The organism is Labrys methylaminiphilus subsp. lupini, assembly GCF_051161885.1.
Taxonomy (GTDB): domain Bacteria; phylum Pseudomonadota; class Alphaproteobacteria; order Rhizobiales; family Labraceae; genus Labrys.
Window position 1 is genome coordinate 505,927 of the sequence record NZ_JBMDIH010000002.1, and the last position, 13,252, is coordinate 519,178.

At 56.7% G+C, this 13,252-nt stretch carries 18 protein-coding genes; 13 read left to right on the plus strand and 5 right to left on the minus strand.

All coding sequences use genetic code 11. From position 1 onward, the window contains the following. Positions 1-2 precede the first annotated feature (2 nt). Positions 3-224 carry a DUF2274 domain-containing protein gene (locus ACN6KF_RS28030; RefSeq protein WP_434960177.1) on the plus strand — a complete coding sequence of 74 codons (222 nt, stop codon included), beginning with the start codon at positions 3-5 and terminating at the stop codon, positions 222-224. Here ACN6KF_RS28030 and ACN6KF_RS28035 read toward each other — a convergent pair. Both ACN6KF_RS28035 and ACN6KF_RS28040 read right to left on the minus strand, forming a co-directional pair. After that, entirely contained in the window at positions 199-1,170 is a 972-nt protein-coding gene (locus tag ACN6KF_RS28035; protein WP_434960178.1) for a LysR family transcriptional regulator, read from the minus strand. The two genes, ACN6KF_RS28030 and ACN6KF_RS28035, sit on opposite strands and share 26 nt — an antisense overlap. A 143-nt stretch (positions 1,171-1,313) precedes the next feature. Then, positions 1,314-2,051, minus strand: coding sequence for an autoinducer binding domain-containing protein (locus ACN6KF_RS28040; protein WP_434960179.1), 738 nt, complete (start codon positions 2,049-2,051; stop codon positions 1,314-1,316). Between the two features lie 136 nt (positions 2,052-2,187). Between ACN6KF_RS28040 and ACN6KF_RS28045 the strand changes: the two genes are divergently transcribed. Then, the gene (locus ACN6KF_RS28045; protein ID WP_434960180.1) at positions 2,188-2,436 is read left to right on the plus strand and encodes a helix-turn-helix domain-containing protein; all 249 of its coding nucleotides are present in this window, start codon (positions 2,188-2,190) and stop codon (positions 2,434-2,436) included. Between the two features lie 8 nt (positions 2,437-2,444). Here ACN6KF_RS28045 and ACN6KF_RS28050 read toward each other — a convergent pair whose 3' ends face one another. Continuing rightward, positions 2,445-2,753, minus strand: coding sequence for a helix-turn-helix domain-containing protein (locus tag ACN6KF_RS28050; RefSeq protein WP_434960181.1), 309 nt, complete (start codon positions 2,751-2,753; stop codon positions 2,445-2,447). Between the two features lie 129 nt (positions 2,754-2,882). Between ACN6KF_RS28050 and ACN6KF_RS28055 the strand changes: the two genes are divergently transcribed. From ACN6KF_RS28055 to ACN6KF_RS28080, 6 genes are all read left to right on the plus strand, one after another. Beyond that, a complete protein-coding gene (locus ACN6KF_RS28055; protein ID WP_434960182.1) occupies positions 2,883-3,665 on the plus strand; it encodes an IclR family transcriptional regulator in 783 nt (260 codons plus the stop codon). Positions 3,666-3,669: 4 nt separating this feature from the next. Then, positions 3,670-4,863 (plus strand): M24 family metallopeptidase, encoded by a 1,194-nt coding sequence (locus tag ACN6KF_RS28060; protein WP_434960183.1) that lies wholly within the window; start codon positions 3,670-3,672, stop codon positions 4,861-4,863. Further along, the gene (locus tag ACN6KF_RS28065) at positions 4,860-6,143 is read left to right on the plus strand and encodes a threonine synthase (protein ID WP_434960184.1); all 1,284 of its coding nucleotides are present in this window, start codon (positions 4,860-4,862) and stop codon (positions 6,141-6,143) included. Before ACN6KF_RS28060 ends, ACN6KF_RS28065 begins: the two co-directional genes overlap by 4 nt. A gap of 123 nt (positions 6,144-6,266) precedes the next feature. Beyond that, positions 6,267-7,013 carry an ABC transporter substrate-binding protein gene (locus tag ACN6KF_RS28070; RefSeq protein WP_434960185.1) on the plus strand — a complete coding sequence of 249 codons (747 nt, stop codon included), beginning with the start codon at positions 6,267-6,269 and terminating at the stop codon, positions 7,011-7,013. Between the two features lie 76 nt (positions 7,014-7,089). After that, positions 7,090-7,746 (plus strand): amino acid ABC transporter permease, encoded by a 657-nt coding sequence (locus ACN6KF_RS28075; RefSeq protein WP_434960186.1) that lies wholly within the window; start codon positions 7,090-7,092, stop codon positions 7,744-7,746. Continuing rightward, a complete protein-coding gene (locus ACN6KF_RS28080) occupies positions 7,743-8,474 on the plus strand; it encodes an amino acid ABC transporter ATP-binding protein (RefSeq protein WP_434960187.1) in 732 nt (243 codons plus the stop codon). Before ACN6KF_RS28075 ends, ACN6KF_RS28080 begins: the two co-directional genes overlap by 4 nt. A gap of 47 nt (positions 8,475-8,521) precedes the next feature. On the opposite strand, the gene ACN6KF_RS28085 is transcribed toward ACN6KF_RS28080, so the two are convergent. Together ACN6KF_RS28085 and ACN6KF_RS28090 are read right to left on the minus strand one after the other, a co-directional pair. After that, complete coding sequence (locus ACN6KF_RS28085; RefSeq protein ID WP_434960188.1) at positions 8,522-9,565, minus strand: cysteine synthase family protein; 1,044 nt, start codon at positions 9,563-9,565, stop codon at positions 8,522-8,524. Then, positions 9,562-10,533: a GHMP family kinase ATP-binding protein gene (locus ACN6KF_RS28090; RefSeq protein ID WP_434960189.1), complete on the minus strand. Its 972-nt coding sequence runs from the start codon at positions 10,531-10,533 to the stop codon at positions 9,562-9,564. Before ACN6KF_RS28090 ends, ACN6KF_RS28085 begins: the two co-directional genes overlap by 4 nt. 309 nt (positions 10,534-10,842) lie before the next feature. Here ACN6KF_RS28090 and ACN6KF_RS28095 point away from each other — a divergent pair, with 309 nt between their 5' ends. The 5 genes from ACN6KF_RS28095 to ACN6KF_RS28115 all read left to right on the plus strand — a co-directional run bounded on the left by ACN6KF_RS28095 (position 10,843) and on the right by ACN6KF_RS28115 (position 13,232). Next, positions 10,843-11,076, plus strand: coding sequence for a helix-turn-helix domain-containing protein (locus ACN6KF_RS28095; protein ID WP_434960190.1), 234 nt, complete (start codon positions 10,843-10,845; stop codon positions 11,074-11,076). Positions 11,077-11,681: 605 nt separating this feature from the next. Beyond that, positions 11,682-12,083 carry a single-stranded DNA-binding protein gene (locus ACN6KF_RS28100; protein ID WP_434960191.1) on the plus strand — a complete coding sequence of 134 codons (402 nt, stop codon included), beginning with the start codon at positions 11,682-11,684 and terminating at the stop codon, positions 12,081-12,083. A 308-nt stretch (positions 12,084-12,391) separates the two neighbouring features. Continuing rightward, positions 12,392-12,595, plus strand: a complete 204-nt coding sequence (locus ACN6KF_RS28105; RefSeq protein ID WP_434960192.1) for a hypothetical protein — start codon at positions 12,392-12,394, stop codon at positions 12,593-12,595. A 158-nt stretch (positions 12,596-12,753) separates the two neighbouring features. Then, complete coding sequence (locus ACN6KF_RS28110; RefSeq protein WP_434961327.1) at positions 12,754-12,963, plus strand: cold-shock protein; 210 nt, start codon at positions 12,754-12,756, stop codon at positions 12,961-12,963. After that, complete coding sequence (locus tag ACN6KF_RS28115) at positions 12,960-13,232, plus strand: hypothetical protein (protein ID WP_434960193.1); 273 nt, start codon at positions 12,960-12,962, stop codon at positions 13,230-13,232. The genes ACN6KF_RS28110 and ACN6KF_RS28115 overlap by 4 nt, the downstream gene beginning before the upstream one ends. Positions 13,233-13,252: the final 20 nt, after the last annotated feature.

The window sequence follows — 13,252 nt, forward strand, 5'->3', positions numbered from 1 at the left end:
CCATGACCAAATTGAAGCTCGGACCGATCGCCGACGACAAACCGGTGAAGGTGACGCTGGATCTGCCGGCCAGCCTCCATCGCGATCTTGTTGCCTATGCCGAAATCCTGGGTCGTGAGAGCGCTGGCAAGCCTCCGGATGCAGCCAGGCTGATCGTCCCCATGCTGGAACGGTTCATGGCAACCGATCGCGGATTTGCTAAGGTTCGGAAGACAAATAAATAGGATATTGCGGCGTCTGCGTCGTCCTCTGGAGACGGGGCTCTCGATTTAGCTCATCGTGATCAAAGACATTCGATGTGGCTCTGGCTAGGCTCAAAAAACGCCGGAAAGGTGGATTGTCGTTTGTCGCGGACCAGACCGCTTGAAATGAGATGGGAGGCGCGACCAAGCGGCGATAAATCACGCCGGGAAATTGCGTCGCTGACATGCTTTCATTGACCAAGGTCAGCCCCCGGTTGCATGCAACGATCTGCATGAGGGTATCGAGATGAATCATTTGGTGTTCGATGCGGGGCGAATGTCCAAGCTTCATGACGTGCTCGATAATATGGCCCACTATTGCGGGACCAGCGGCCATATCGCTGACAACAAGGGGATGCTGCCTTAGATCTTGCCATTCGACCTGGGTATAGTCCTGCAGCTCATGGCCTGCCGGCATGGCTACATAGATGTCTTCTCTCCACAATCCCAGTGTTTCGTGACCTGCAATTGCGCCCAGTCCCATCATAAAGACAACATCAAGGCGATAATCGCGAAGGCAGATCAGTTGCTCCGACAGAATTCCTTCAAAAAATTCAAGCTTTACAGCAGAGTGCTTGTCACAAAAATTTTTGATAATTTCTGATAGGAAGCTGGATCCGATCGAAAAATTAAGGCCAATTCTAATTATACCATTCTCGCCTCGCCCCGAAGCTCCGATATATTTTTGGGTTCTTTCGATTTGTTCTACGGCGCGACGTGTCTGTTCAACAAAATATCGGCCGGCGTAGGTAGTTGCAACGCCTCCTTTGTGGCGAATGAACAGGGAGGCGCCGCTCTGATCTTCTAAATCCCGAATACGCCGGCTGAGCGCAGAGCCCTGCACACCAAGCATACGAGCTGCCTGTCGAAAACTGCCGTGATCCGCAGCGGCAATCGCGTAGCGAATATGGCGCAAATCAATCGACAATCGTAGGACTCCTTTTTTGTCGAATGCTGCCGATCCCAAAAAGGAATTAGGGCTGGCACCAACCTTCTTGCCTATCGCATGATTTAGGTAGGGGGGTGCCGCAGAAATATCTCAAAGTAATTTGGATATTATATATACTATTGTCAAAATTGGAGGTCATGCCTTCGAATTGCTTCAGCAATTGAATGCGCATTATTGGCTGTATCGTATTTCTGTCGAACGTTTCGCAGGTGTGTGTTGACCGTATGACAAGAGATGCCAAGAATTCGAGATATTTCCCAGGCTGTTTTACCTGAAGCTGTCCACTGCAGTATCTCGCGTTCACGCTCTGAAAGTCCCGTAACGGATCCGCACTTGGATGGATCAGCAAGTCGCAGCGCCGCGTGAAGGGCGTGCCAGGCGAGGGCGTGCAGAAAAGTGCATGCGTAAGGTGGTGGGTCGAAGCGCTCTCCAGCCAAGGCGACGGCCGCAGGATATGAGGTTGGTAGGTGAAACGGTATGCATAAACCGTCAGACAGGCCGAATTCGGCCGCCTTCACCAAGACTTCTTTTGCCGATGGCGACATAGTGCGTTGGTCGAGTTCGTGCCAGAAGAAGGATTCGACAGTCATACGACACCGCTCCGCACAGGGATCGTGGCGATAGAGCTTCTCGGCGATGTAGCGAACATACCACTCAGTGGGTAACCCGTTCGCCAGGATGCAATCTTGCCAGTCATCGATTGTGGGTGAAGGCAGCTCCGTGATGATGCTGGCTGTGACGCCGTAGTGTTCAGTGCCAGAGTGAAGCTCAGCCACGATTTCGCGTGGGGTGGAGGCGCGGTCAATTCGATGTATCGCCTCCAGGGTCTCAAACAATACCTTTTGGAATACTGATTGCACCGTTACAAACTTCTTGAGGTTATTGTCTCATACGCGAGGACCATAGCTCGCAGATCGTTCGCCGAGCAAGTAAGCAGAATACGAATGAGTACTATAGTAGGTGGATGCCGTAGCGTGCTTCTGGCTCGCTTGCGCTATGAAATTGACGGCTATTTTTGCCCGCAATTTGCGGCTCCTGCGGAGCAAAGCAGGTCTGACTCAGAGCCAATTGGCGAGCCTTGCGGGAACCAACCGCGGCTACATCGGGAAACTTGAACGCGAAGCCAATTCGCCCACACTCGATAAGGTCGAGGCAATCGTTATCGCGCTACAAGTCGATTTGGACTCGATGCTCGATCGGGACTTGCCAGCAAGAATGAAGGCGGAGAGCGACGCTCAATCGTAAGGAACCACCTATCTCACGCGGCGGCCACGAACTGGCTTCTGCTTTGGGGCAGATTTCTTGACCGCGCGCTTCTTAAGTGACCTGTTTTTTGCAGGTGGCCTAGCCTCAAGCGGGTTTATGAAAAATTCTGCGATGTCGACCTCGAGCGCTCTGGCCAATCTGTCGAGGACTTCGATCGTCACATTACGCTTGCCGTTTTCGATGCCGCTCAGATAGCCGCGCGTCGATTCTGCGCGAAAGGCCAGTTCCTCTTGCGAAACCTGGCGATTCCGGCGCAGTCGCTGAAGATTCAGCCCCACCAACGCAAAAACATCCATGGCGTCATGGTCGCCACGGCGTTCACTTTAGGACGACACACTATAGTGAACATTCGACATTGACACACATGGAGTCGGCATGCTGTATTGATCAAAATAAGGAACATTATTCCGATTTAAGGAACACGGATGTCCGGCAATCTTTCGCTTGAGCGGGGACTTGGCGTGATGCGGAAGCTGGGAGAGGCCCAGGGCGTTCTTGGCGTTCGAGAGATCGCCCGCCATCTCGATCTCAGTCCTCCCGCCGTCCAGCGCATCCTCAATACGTTGGCCGATCACGGCTATGTCGAGCAGGATATTGCGACCCGCCGCTATCGGCTTGGCCCCGCCCTCGTCTCGTTGACTCAGCACATGCTCCGCGAGGACCGGCTGATACGAGCCTCGCAAGTCGAACTCGACACTCTTGCAGGGGAGGGGTGCTTCAATGCCTTCCTAGGTATTCGACGTGGCGATCAGGGCATCTATCTACGTGTCGCCCAAAGTAGGAGCCCCGTTGTAATCCGTTCGTCGGCTGGCGAGACTTTTGCTCTTCACTCAACTGCAATGGGTAAGGCCCTGCTCCTCGATTTCGATCGTGATGCGATCGTCGCTATTCTCGGAGCGGGGCCGTTCGAACGCCTTGCGCCGCGCACGGTTACCGATATCGACCGGCTGAACCGTCAGATTCAGGCTGCGAGGTCCACAGGTTATACGACGTCGCTGGATGAGAACTTTGCCGGCTTGATCGCCGTGGGCGCTCCCATTCGAGATGCCAGGGGTACGCTCGTCGGGGCGATCAGCGTGGCCTATCCCAAAGCTGTCGGGCCTCAAGTCGAACTCCCTCAGGTCGGAGAGAAAATCGCCGCCGCCGTCGCGCGGATTTCGATGCGTCTTGGCTATCGCGACGACGCCAACCCACAAGGAGAGGATTAGCGCGATGCTCCTTAACCAACCGCGACTGTGCAGCCGTATGGCCGAGCTAGCCCTCGATGCCATCATCGCAACGAGCCCTGAAAACGTAACCTATCTCAGTAATTTCTGGGCTCTGCCACAATGGATACGACGCGGACCCCAGGCCTATGTGGTTTGGCCGCGGGCCGATCTAGCTAAACCAGCGATCATAACGGGCACGAGTACGCTGGATCTTGTCGCCGACCAGGCCCCTCAGGTTGAGGATGTGCGTCGCTACGGCGAATTCCACATTGAAATGGACTCCGATGCCGCTAGCAATCCCGTCGATAAACGGCACCTCGCTTTGCGCGAAGAGCTCTCCTATAGCGACGCACTGACAGCGTTGATTGAAACGTTAAAAGACAAAGGACTTCAGACGGGACGCATCGCAATTGATGAGACGGGTCTTGAGCAAGGCTATCTTGAGCAGCTTAAGGAAGCCTTGCCAACCGTCATCTGGGTTCCTGGAGCCGGCGTGCTTCGACATGTGCGAGCTATAAAAACACCTGTCGAGATAGAACGTTTGCGTCAAATCGCGCAGATCTCTGAACGCTCGATCGCTGCTGCTCTGTCTGTCGTGCGGGAGGGCGCAAGCGAGCATGAACTGGCTCGCGCGTTTCACGTTCAAACTGTCGTCGAAGGGGCCATGCCCGTCTTGGGATGCATCGGATTTGGCGAGCGCAGCGCACTGCCCAATGTCCAACCCTCGGAGCGCCAGCTGCGAGAGGGGGAGATTATTCGCTTCGATGTCGGCGGCCGCTTTGGTCACTATCGCGCAGACATCGCGCGCAATGCCGTGCTTGGCGAGGCACCGTTGGAAGCACGTCGTCTTCATCATGCTCTGCTGCGCGGTGTGGAGCATGCCTGTCAGATCATTCGCCCAGGCGTGTATGCGAACCAGGTCTTCAAGGCTGTCATGGATGTCGTGCGCCGCGAAGGCATTCCCCACTATAAGCGAGACCACGTCGGCCATGGCATAGGCCTTGATGGTTATGACCTGCCTTTGCTCTCCGGCTCGAGTGACCAAGTGCTGGAGGAAGGTATGGTCCTCTGTGTTGAGACGCCGTACTACGAAGTGGGACGATGGGGTCTGCAGGTTGAGGATATGATTGTCGTGCGCTCCGATGGAGTGGAACGGCTCATGGCCACAGATGGCAGCCTTATTGAGGTGACGCCATGAAGCGCCTTTCAGGATTTTCCTGTCTTCGGTGTGGCGGTCGATTTCCACTGAATACTAAGATCGATGCACGCGGATGCCCCACTTGCCGACCGCAAGCGCCTGCCAATCTCAAGGTCGTGTACGAGCGCAACGAAGGCTCCGCTCATGACGCGGCCCGCGCGGAAAGAAGCAGCCTGCCGTCTCTTTGGCGCTATGCGGATTGGCTTCCCTGTTCGAAGGACGATGCCATAAGTCTTGGTGAGGGGCTGACGCCACTTCTGCCTGCACGGGCTATCGGTGAGCGCCTCGGGGTCCCGAACCTCCTAATCAAGGACGAGTCCAAGAACCCCACCTGGTCCCATAAGGATCGCTTCTCGACAGTATCCGTTTCCATGGCATGTCTGGATGGCGCGAGTGTGATTGCCACTGCTTCGTCGGGAAATGCCGGCGCGTCGCTTGCCGCTTATGCCGCACGCGCCGGAATAAGATGTGTAGTGGTGACTTTTGCCGGAACAGCAGGTGCCATGCTGGACCAGATTGGCAAGTATGGCGCGACGGTTCTGTCACTGGCTGACAAGGCACAGCGCTGGCCGCTGCTGGCGAAGTGCGCGGAACAATTCGGGTGGTTCGTCACATCACCTTTCCATGGGCCAGTCATCGGCAGCCATCCCTATGGCATCGAGGGATACAAGACCCTCGCCTATGAAATCATCGACCAAATGCAGGGAGCGGTGCCTGATTGGTGCGTCTTGCCGGTGTGTTATGGCGATGCATTGGCGGGTCTGTGGCAGGGGTTCGAGGATATGTTCGCCAACGGCCGCATTGAACGATTGCCGCGTTTGGTTGCGGCAGAAGTGCACGGTTCGCTGGCCGCCGCTCTGAGTGCAGGAACAGATGCAATAGCGGAAATGCCGGCTGCTTTCGACACTCTTGCTGTCTCCATTGGCACGACCCGAAGCACATTCCAGGCACTTCACGCTCTGCGCGCTTCGGGCGGGGCTGCCGTACCTGTTTCCAATCACGGCCTTATTGTCCTCCAGGAAGAGCTCGCTCGCACGGAGGGCATACTGGCGGAACTTGCATCGGTGACTCCGCTCGCGGCAATTGTGCAATTACGGCGCCAGAACGTCATCTTGGATTCACAAAGCGTCGTTGCAGTTGTAACCGGCAGCGGCCTTAAAGATTTTGATCGATCCATTCCAGATCGAAACGCGCCACATGTCTTCCAATCTCAGGCTGAGGCACTTGACTATCTCAGGGATGGAGAACGGTTAGAGGCCAAGCCACAAGTTGGATTTTGACCTCCTCGCTTTGGAAAGAAGGGAAACGCGGCCCAAGTGACGGGCCAGTGCCTTGGAGGCGAGAGGGACGGGTAACGGTACGTCCCAAACTTTCATTCGAACGAAGGAACAAGGAGGGACGAGATGCTCGTCTTGAAGATGATCGCCGCTCTGGCTGTGACATCGTGCGTGCTGCTCGGCCAAGCGAAGTCTGAGGAGGTCTTGAAGGTTGGCATCACGACGACCGGAGTGCCGCTCACATTCGTCGACACGCTGTCGTCGAAATCAACCGGCGCAATGGTGGATTTAGCCGCAAGCATTGCCGCCGAGTGCGGCATGCGGGTCGAGTATGAAGTATCTGCGTTTCCCGCCCTGATCCCAGCGCTGACGACCGGCAAGATCAATCTGATTTCCGCGGCGATGTTCGTGACGCAAAAGCGTAAGGAGGTCGTGGATTTCAGCTTACCGGTCTATGAATTCGGCGAAACTATGTTCGTAGCGGCGAACGATTCCAACGATTACACGCGCGAAGCCTTGAAGGGAGAGACGGTCGGGGCGCCGATCGGTTCAACCATTGCTGAGGATCTACAGCAAACCGGTTTGTTCACTGAAGTTCGCCAATACGACTCTATCGCCGATATTGTCCGAGATGTCAGGTTGGGCCGGATCAAGGCCGGTTTCGCCGATCGGCCGATTGTGGCCTATCAACTATCACGCAAGCCCGACCTCGGAGTGCGGTTGGTTGAGGGTTACAAACCCTTGCATGTGGGGCAGGTTGCGCTTGCTGTTAGCAAGCACAACGCGGCGCTTTTGGAGCGTATCAATGCTGCAATCGAGAAGCTGCAACGGCGCGGCGATATTGCAAAGATTTTTGCCCAATACGGCCTTTAGGCAAGCGCAGGTGCCTTCTTCTTGAATGAAAGAGGGAGGCGTCGATCCGATTTCGACGGATTTGCGGAGTGAATGCGTGAACAATTTCATAGTCAGGTCTACAGAGTACATACCATTCTTGCTCACTGGCCTATGGGCCACTGTTTTGGTCACCATTCTGGCGTTGGTGCTTGCGACAGTTCTCGGCATGGCCTGGGCGCTATTGAGGACATCGGGCGTCGGATCCTTGGAACTGCCGACCCGCATTGCCGTAGAGTTCATACGGGGCATTCCACTTCTCGTTGTTCTTCTCTACATCTACTTCGTCGCCCCCGAAGCAGGCATCGACCTCACGGCATTTCAGGCTGGCGTGATTGCACTGGCTCTTGCTCACTCTTGCTATTTGAGCGAAATCTTTCGTGCTGGGATTCTGGCCGTCGACAAGGGGCAGTTTGAAGCTGCCAGATCAATCGGTATGCGGCGTCCTTTGATGATGCGCCGGGTCGTCCTGCCACAAGCTTTCCGTATCACGCTTGCCCCCTATGCCAATAATGTCGTCTTGCTGTTGAAGGATTCATCCCTCGTTTCGACGATATCGGTGGCTGACCTTACCATGCGCGGCAAGATGCTCGCTTCCACGACTTTCGACAATATGACAATCTTCACACTGGTGGCCCTCTTCTATCTGGCTCTGACAATGCCTCTCAACTTCCTGATGCGGCGGGTGGAAACCTCACTCTCGGAGGGGCGATGATCAGGTTCGAGGGTGTATGCAAGTCTTTCGGAGACATCGAGATCCTTAGGGGTATCGATGCCAAAATCGCCAAGGGCCAGGTCGTCAGTCTGATCGGACCATCAGGCTCGGGGAAGTCGACGCTGCTGCGTTGCGTCAATGGGTTGGAGCGTTACCAGAGCGGTCGCGTCACCGTGGACGGTGTAAAGGTCGACGCTCGTTCGACAACGATACATACGATCAGGGCAAGAGCAGCGATGGTGTTCCAACGCTTCAATCTCTTCCCCCACCGTACGGCCCTGGAGAATGTGATGGAAGGGCCACTCTATGTTCTAAAGGAGGACAAGAGCGAGGTACGCCAACGCGCCTTGGCTCTTTTGGAGCGTGTAGGCCTAGCGCAGAAAGCCAATGCTTATCCGGCTTCGCTTTCGGGTGGGCAGCAGCAAAGAGTCGCGATCGCCAGGGCGCTGGCAATGCGTCCCCAGGTTTTGTTGTTCGACGAGCCGGCGTCAGCTCTCGACCCGGAGATGGTCGGTGAAGTCCTCTCGGTCATACGATCCTTGGCCAATGAACACATGACCATGCTAATCGTGACACACGAAATTCAATTCGCTCGCGAAGTCTCCGATGCGGCCTTGTTTCTTGATGATGGTCGCATCGTCGAAGGAGGCGATGCAAAAGAGTTACTTTGCAGTCCAAAACACGATCGTACCCGCGACTTCCTCCGACGCGTGACACACCAAATCTGAAGTCCTTCTTTTCTGCGAGCCTTACTTTCCGAAGGTTCGGCATCGCCTCAAGGGGTAGATGGGGCTTTTTGTTGCTTTAGGACCATTTCCAATGTCCTTTGTTTCCAAGCGAAGCGCGTCCAGGCTGCCTCATCCGCAGGCGTTGGCCTATTGAGCAAGGTCGGCTCGATGGGTAGCTTGCATGGCCAGCCCGAAAGGGCCTCCAGCCATCGGTCGTTGTAGGTAGTGTCCAGATATCGATGTCCTTCATCAGGCATGATGACCAGGGTATTGGCGTGCGGATTCCGCTTGGCGAACCATGACGCCACCAAAGCCGCTGCCGCGCTTGAAGGGCCAACGAATAGTCCATGCTCGCGCACGAGGGCATGTGCCATGGTGTAGGCTGGCAGGGCGCCGACCCAATGCACTTCGTCGATCATGGTATGGCGCACATTTCTAGGCAGAACGCTGTTGCCGAGCCCGCGCAGAGTGCGCCTGCCAGCGGGATGCCCGAACAGCACGCTGTGATGGGTATCTACCGCCACAATCCTGAGATCGGGAAACAGTGGGCGAAGCACAGATCCGGTGCCGCACAAAGATCCGCCAGTGCCAACACATCCAATCAAGCAGTCGATCCGGCCAAATGATCTAAGGGCCAGTTCGGCGAACCTGCCATAGGCGAGGGGGTTGTGCGGACTGTCATACTGCTTAGGCCAGAAGATCCCATCGCTGGCGCTAATGAGTTCGGTAAGTTTTTCGAGTCGCCCCCGCTGGTTGCCATCGCCGATTGGATCATCGACAACGATTTGGGTGGCCCCAAGCCCCTCCAGGCGACGGGTGAAGCGATCGTCGGTGAGGGTCGAAGAAGTAATCAGTGTCAGTCTGTAGCGGCGGATCGCACAAACCATGGCCATGGCAAGCCCAAAGGTGCCTGAAGTCGTCTCGACAACATGTCCGCCTGGAGCAAGTCGCCCGTCTGCCTCGGCCCGATCAATCATGAAACGGGCCGGTAGGAGCTTCATCAACGAGAAGCTTGCTGCATGGAGATTGGAGGCAAGGCGTGCAAAGCGTGGCGTTTCGAATTCCCGCAGATAGTCCTTTTCTTCTTTCATCCGAAGGCGCTCCTTTCGAGGTTCAGAGCAAATGATTGGACCTGCACAAACCCAGCTTGCTGGGCCAGTGTGACGAGCTTCGATACATGTGCTCTGACACCTGCCGCCTCGCCGTCGAAGAGAATGCCGAACAATGTCCCGCTATGGGCGACTTGCAGGCCACAAGCATTCGCGGCCTCCGTGAGTTCTAAAGCTCGCTGCCACCCTGGTTTCGGCAGATGGCGCTGGCTGATCCGTGCGCTCAGTGTCGCGACACGCCCAAGCAAACTTGGATCCTGATAACGGATGGATCTGGAGGCGAGACCGCGCAGCACGCGAAAGAGCTCTATCTCTTCGCTATCATAACGGGCGGGAGGTAGACTGAGTGTATTGACTGTGCTGGCGGCACCATCGCGAAAGCCAACAACAATAAGCGGCGGGAATTCATCGCCGAAATGTTCAAGGATAAAGCCTTCTCGATGAGCAAATAGTACCGGTCGATCCTCATAAATAATGGCATCGCTCGCGTCTTCTGCTTCAACCGCTAAACGACTGACGGTCGAGCGGCGCAAATGGACATTGGCCGCCATTGCCGCCGCCCGGATGGCGGCCACGACATCCGCCGTGGACGAACCATAGCCGTGCCCCATCGCAATGGAACTTTCGAGCGTAAGATCGCCGCCAACCGGCGAAACACGAAGGTGATCAAAAGTAAGCGCCACAGCTCGCCGAGCCTTGTTGCGGTCGAGGGGTCGTGTGCGGACACCGGGCTCGAGGCTCGGCCAAAGTGTTGCCCGCGTATATTGCGACGGGAAGGGAAGGGTTAGAAGACCGCGGTGAAGGCGCCCATCCGATCCCTCGAAGACACCCTGTAGAAGCTCGCCGTGATGGGCGATCGCTTCAGCGGTTGCCACTTGAAGTGCATGCTTCGGCTCGTTGCCGACACTTGTTGTGCCGGCAGGCCGACGGGAAGATTGCTCGCTGACCATTGCCTTCTCCCAATTGGAAAATGCAACAGCTAATCTGCAAGTATCTATTAGATGACGTCACTCGCAAGGGTTTGGTATTGTATCGTTGAAACGCGCACTATGGCGAGGGCGCCTCTATCGTAGTATCGCGCGGTTTTGATTTTAACGATGTGTTGCTGTCCCCAGTGGCGCCTAGGTTCAAGCGAACTTATGTCGGCGCTTGCGCTGCGAATAGGTCTGGACGCGATCCCTGCGCTAATCAGGGAACGAGTGCACGAATGATTACTATAGTAGGTGGAGCGTCAACATGGCTTCTGGCCCATTCGGGGCATGAGGCTGACGGCGATCTTTGCCCGAAATTTGCGGCTCTTGCGCGACCAGGCGGATCTGTCGCAAGAGCAACTGGCAGGTCTTGCTGGTCTCGATCGCAATTATATTGGGAAGCTTGAGCGTGAAGAAAACTCGCCGACGCTTGACACAATAGAAGCGATCGCAGTTGCGCTGCAGCTTGAGCTGAGCACTCTATTTGACCGAGATTTGCCGCGGCGACTCAAAAACCCTTAGTAGATCGACGTCATTAGATTGGCACGTTACCGGTATTGCTAACGCGCAGCTCGGTCGCAGGTGAGCCTCCCTCCCGTATCGGAGGCCCGTGCTCCGCTTATCGGTCGAATTCGCGCTGTGAACGCGATTGGCGAACATCGTCATAGCGCTATCCTCAATCCGATTGGGTCGAATATCTGCCGCTTGAATAGGTGCAGCGCTATGCAATGCCACAAGATGCCATAGCTCGTGCGCTTTCGTCTCATTCAGCTTTGTCGGAGCATGTGCGTTGTGGTTGGTGAGCGAATGATTGGATATCGGTCCGGGCTGTGCAGCCTTGAACGCACGCGATCACTACTCCGGCAAGACGAAGGTTTTGCCGTGTGTCCCCGAGGTCGCGCTTGCGAAAGCACCAATCCCTCCGACTGACGGATCCCCTAAGTCCGTTCGAGATCCTCCAGCAACCCCCGCGGTTCCGTACCGTGTTGGCGCAAGCGCCTGCCCGCACCACTGCGGACCTTGGGGGTCAAGCTGCCGCCTGAGGCGACAGTGCAGGCGTCTCTCGACGGCCGCGGCCGGGTCTCGTCGGAGGGAATGGTCCCTTCGAGAAGCAACGGAGACCTACAATGCAGAACATCGTCATTCTCGCCGGCAACATCGGCCAGGCCCCGGAAACTCGCACCACCCAGAACGGAACCGCCATCATCCACTTCACCCTCGCCACCTCGCGTCCCCGCTACGCCGAAGGCAAGGTCATCCGGGACAAGGAGGGCTTCCGGGTCCAGGACACCGAATGGCACCGTATCACCGCCTTCAACGGCCTCGGCAAGACCATTCAGCAGTATTGCGAGGCGGGCATGAAGGTTCTGGTTCGCGGGCGCATCCACTACACCAAGTGGACCGACCAGGACGGCGTCGAGCGCTACGGCTGCGAGATCATCGCCGAGACGGTCGACTTCCTGAGCCGGGCTAAACAGACCGAAAACGGCGAGGATCGGCAGGACGACGACTCGGATATCCCATTCTGAGCCGAGTACCAGGAGCCCGGTGGCGCAAGCCGCCGGGTTCTTGCGATCATCGCGTCCAACACTCCGGCTTGCCAGCCGGAACGGAGCGGCCCCGCGCCTGCCGGCGCTGATGGGGCCGCACTCTCTTTCTCTTTCTGACACCCCAGTCTACGGCTGGCTGAGCCAGCCTCAAGGACGAGCGGTTCCCCCAAAATTCTGGCGAATTTCGGCTCCCCCACTCGCCGACTCCGTCGGCCGCTTCGCGCTCCTTGACCCTGTCTTCGCTGCGACCGTGCCCGCCTCCCGTCATCAAGACCAAGGAGGACGCCATGACCTACGAAATCACCCTCGAGCAGCACATCGAAGAATTGCGCGCCGAATACAAAACCTGCCTCGATCCCATCGAACGCGAGGCGATTGGGAACGCCCTGCAGGAAGCCCACAAGGCCCTGGCTGCCGCGGAAGCCGAGGGCTTCTGGGCCGCCTTCCTCGCGCCGGCCGAACCGGTCCCGGCCGTAGCCATCCCGTTCTGAGGCTTCGAGATACAGGCGTGGATGCGCCTGTCTCTCTTTTCCTTTGCTCAAGGCCACTCATAGGCATCGAGCCCATTCGTGGCCCATCAAAATCCGTGTTGGCCTACTATGCCTCGCGGGGTAGCGTTCGCCGCTCTCGTTTAGGGAAGGATCTTTGGATGGCCACCGGTACCGTCAAATGGTTCAACGCCCAGAAGGGATATGGCTTCATTCAGCCCGATGACGGAGGGGGCGATGTTTTCCTGCACGTGAGCGAGATCGAAAAAGCCGGCATTCATGGCCTTCACGAAGGACAGAAGGTCGCCTATGAACTTGCAACCGATCGCAAGACAGGCAAGACCAAAGCCGGGAATCTGAAGGTCGTATGACCATGGCCCGCTCAACCTACTACGTCGTTCTGCCCTTCGTTCGGACGCAGGATGGCGCATTGCTGGCTATCGATGGCGAGGATGCTGTCTCCCGCGATATGGCGTGCACTCAGGCTGCGGCCATTATCGGTCGCTGGCGAGGTGACGACGAGATTGTCGGGGCCATTGCCTTCTCGCGTAGCGGGGATCCCGACATCGGCTACTTCGACGATGCTGAGATCCTCGGCCGCTATGGCGAGACGCCGGACGACCTCTTCGGAATGAAATGATTCCCCAATATTGGGAGACT

Excerpts from the sequence above, each read along its gene's own strand:
- ACN6KF_RS28100 (WP_434960191.1), top strand. The coding sequence starts at position 11,682 with ATGCAGAACATCGTCATTCTCGCCGGCAACATCGGCCAGGCCCCGGAA.
- ACN6KF_RS28045 (WP_434960180.1), top strand. The coding sequence starts at position 2,188 with ATGAAATTGACGGCTATTTTTGCCCGCAATTTGCGGCTCCTGCGGAGC.
- ACN6KF_RS28055 (WP_434960182.1), top strand. The coding sequence starts at position 2,883 with ATGTCCGGCAATCTTTCGCTTGAGCGGGGACTTGGCGTGATGCGGAAG.
- ACN6KF_RS28065 (WP_434960184.1), top strand. The coding sequence starts at position 4,860 with ATGAAGCGCCTTTCAGGATTTTCCTGTCTTCGGTGTGGCGGTCGATTT.
- ACN6KF_RS28050 (WP_434960181.1), bottom strand. The coding sequence starts at position 2,753 with ATGGATGTTTTTGCGTTGGTGGGGCTGAATCTTCAGCGACTGCGCCGG.
- ACN6KF_RS28030 (WP_434960177.1), top strand. The coding sequence starts at position 3 with ATGACCAAATTGAAGCTCGGACCGATCGCCGACGACAAACCGGTGAAG.
- ACN6KF_RS28060 (WP_434960183.1), top strand. The coding sequence starts at position 3,670 with ATGCTCCTTAACCAACCGCGACTGTGCAGCCGTATGGCCGAGCTAGCC.
- ACN6KF_RS28080 (WP_434960187.1), top strand. The coding sequence starts at position 7,743 with ATGATCAGGTTCGAGGGTGTATGCAAGTCTTTCGGAGACATCGAGATC.
- ACN6KF_RS28090 (WP_434960189.1), bottom strand. The coding sequence starts at position 10,533 with ATGGTCAGCGAGCAATCTTCCCGTCGGCCTGCCGGCACAACAAGTGTC.
- ACN6KF_RS28110 (WP_434961327.1), top strand. The coding sequence starts at position 12,754 with ATGGCCACCGGTACCGTCAAATGGTTCAACGCCCAGAAGGGATATGGC.
- ACN6KF_RS28085 (WP_434960188.1), bottom strand. The coding sequence starts at position 9,565 with ATGAAAGAAGAAAAGGACTATCTGCGGGAATTCGAAACGCCACGCTTT.
- ACN6KF_RS28105 (WP_434960192.1), top strand. The coding sequence starts at position 12,392 with ATGACCTACGAAATCACCCTCGAGCAGCACATCGAAGAATTGCGCGCC.
- ACN6KF_RS28070 (WP_434960185.1), top strand. The coding sequence starts at position 6,267 with ATGCTCGTCTTGAAGATGATCGCCGCTCTGGCTGTGACATCGTGCGTG.
- ACN6KF_RS28095 (WP_434960190.1), top strand. The coding sequence starts at position 10,843 with ATGAGGCTGACGGCGATCTTTGCCCGAAATTTGCGGCTCTTGCGCGAC.
- ACN6KF_RS28115 (WP_434960193.1), top strand. The coding sequence starts at position 12,960 with ATGACCATGGCCCGCTCAACCTACTACGTCGTTCTGCCCTTCGTTCGG.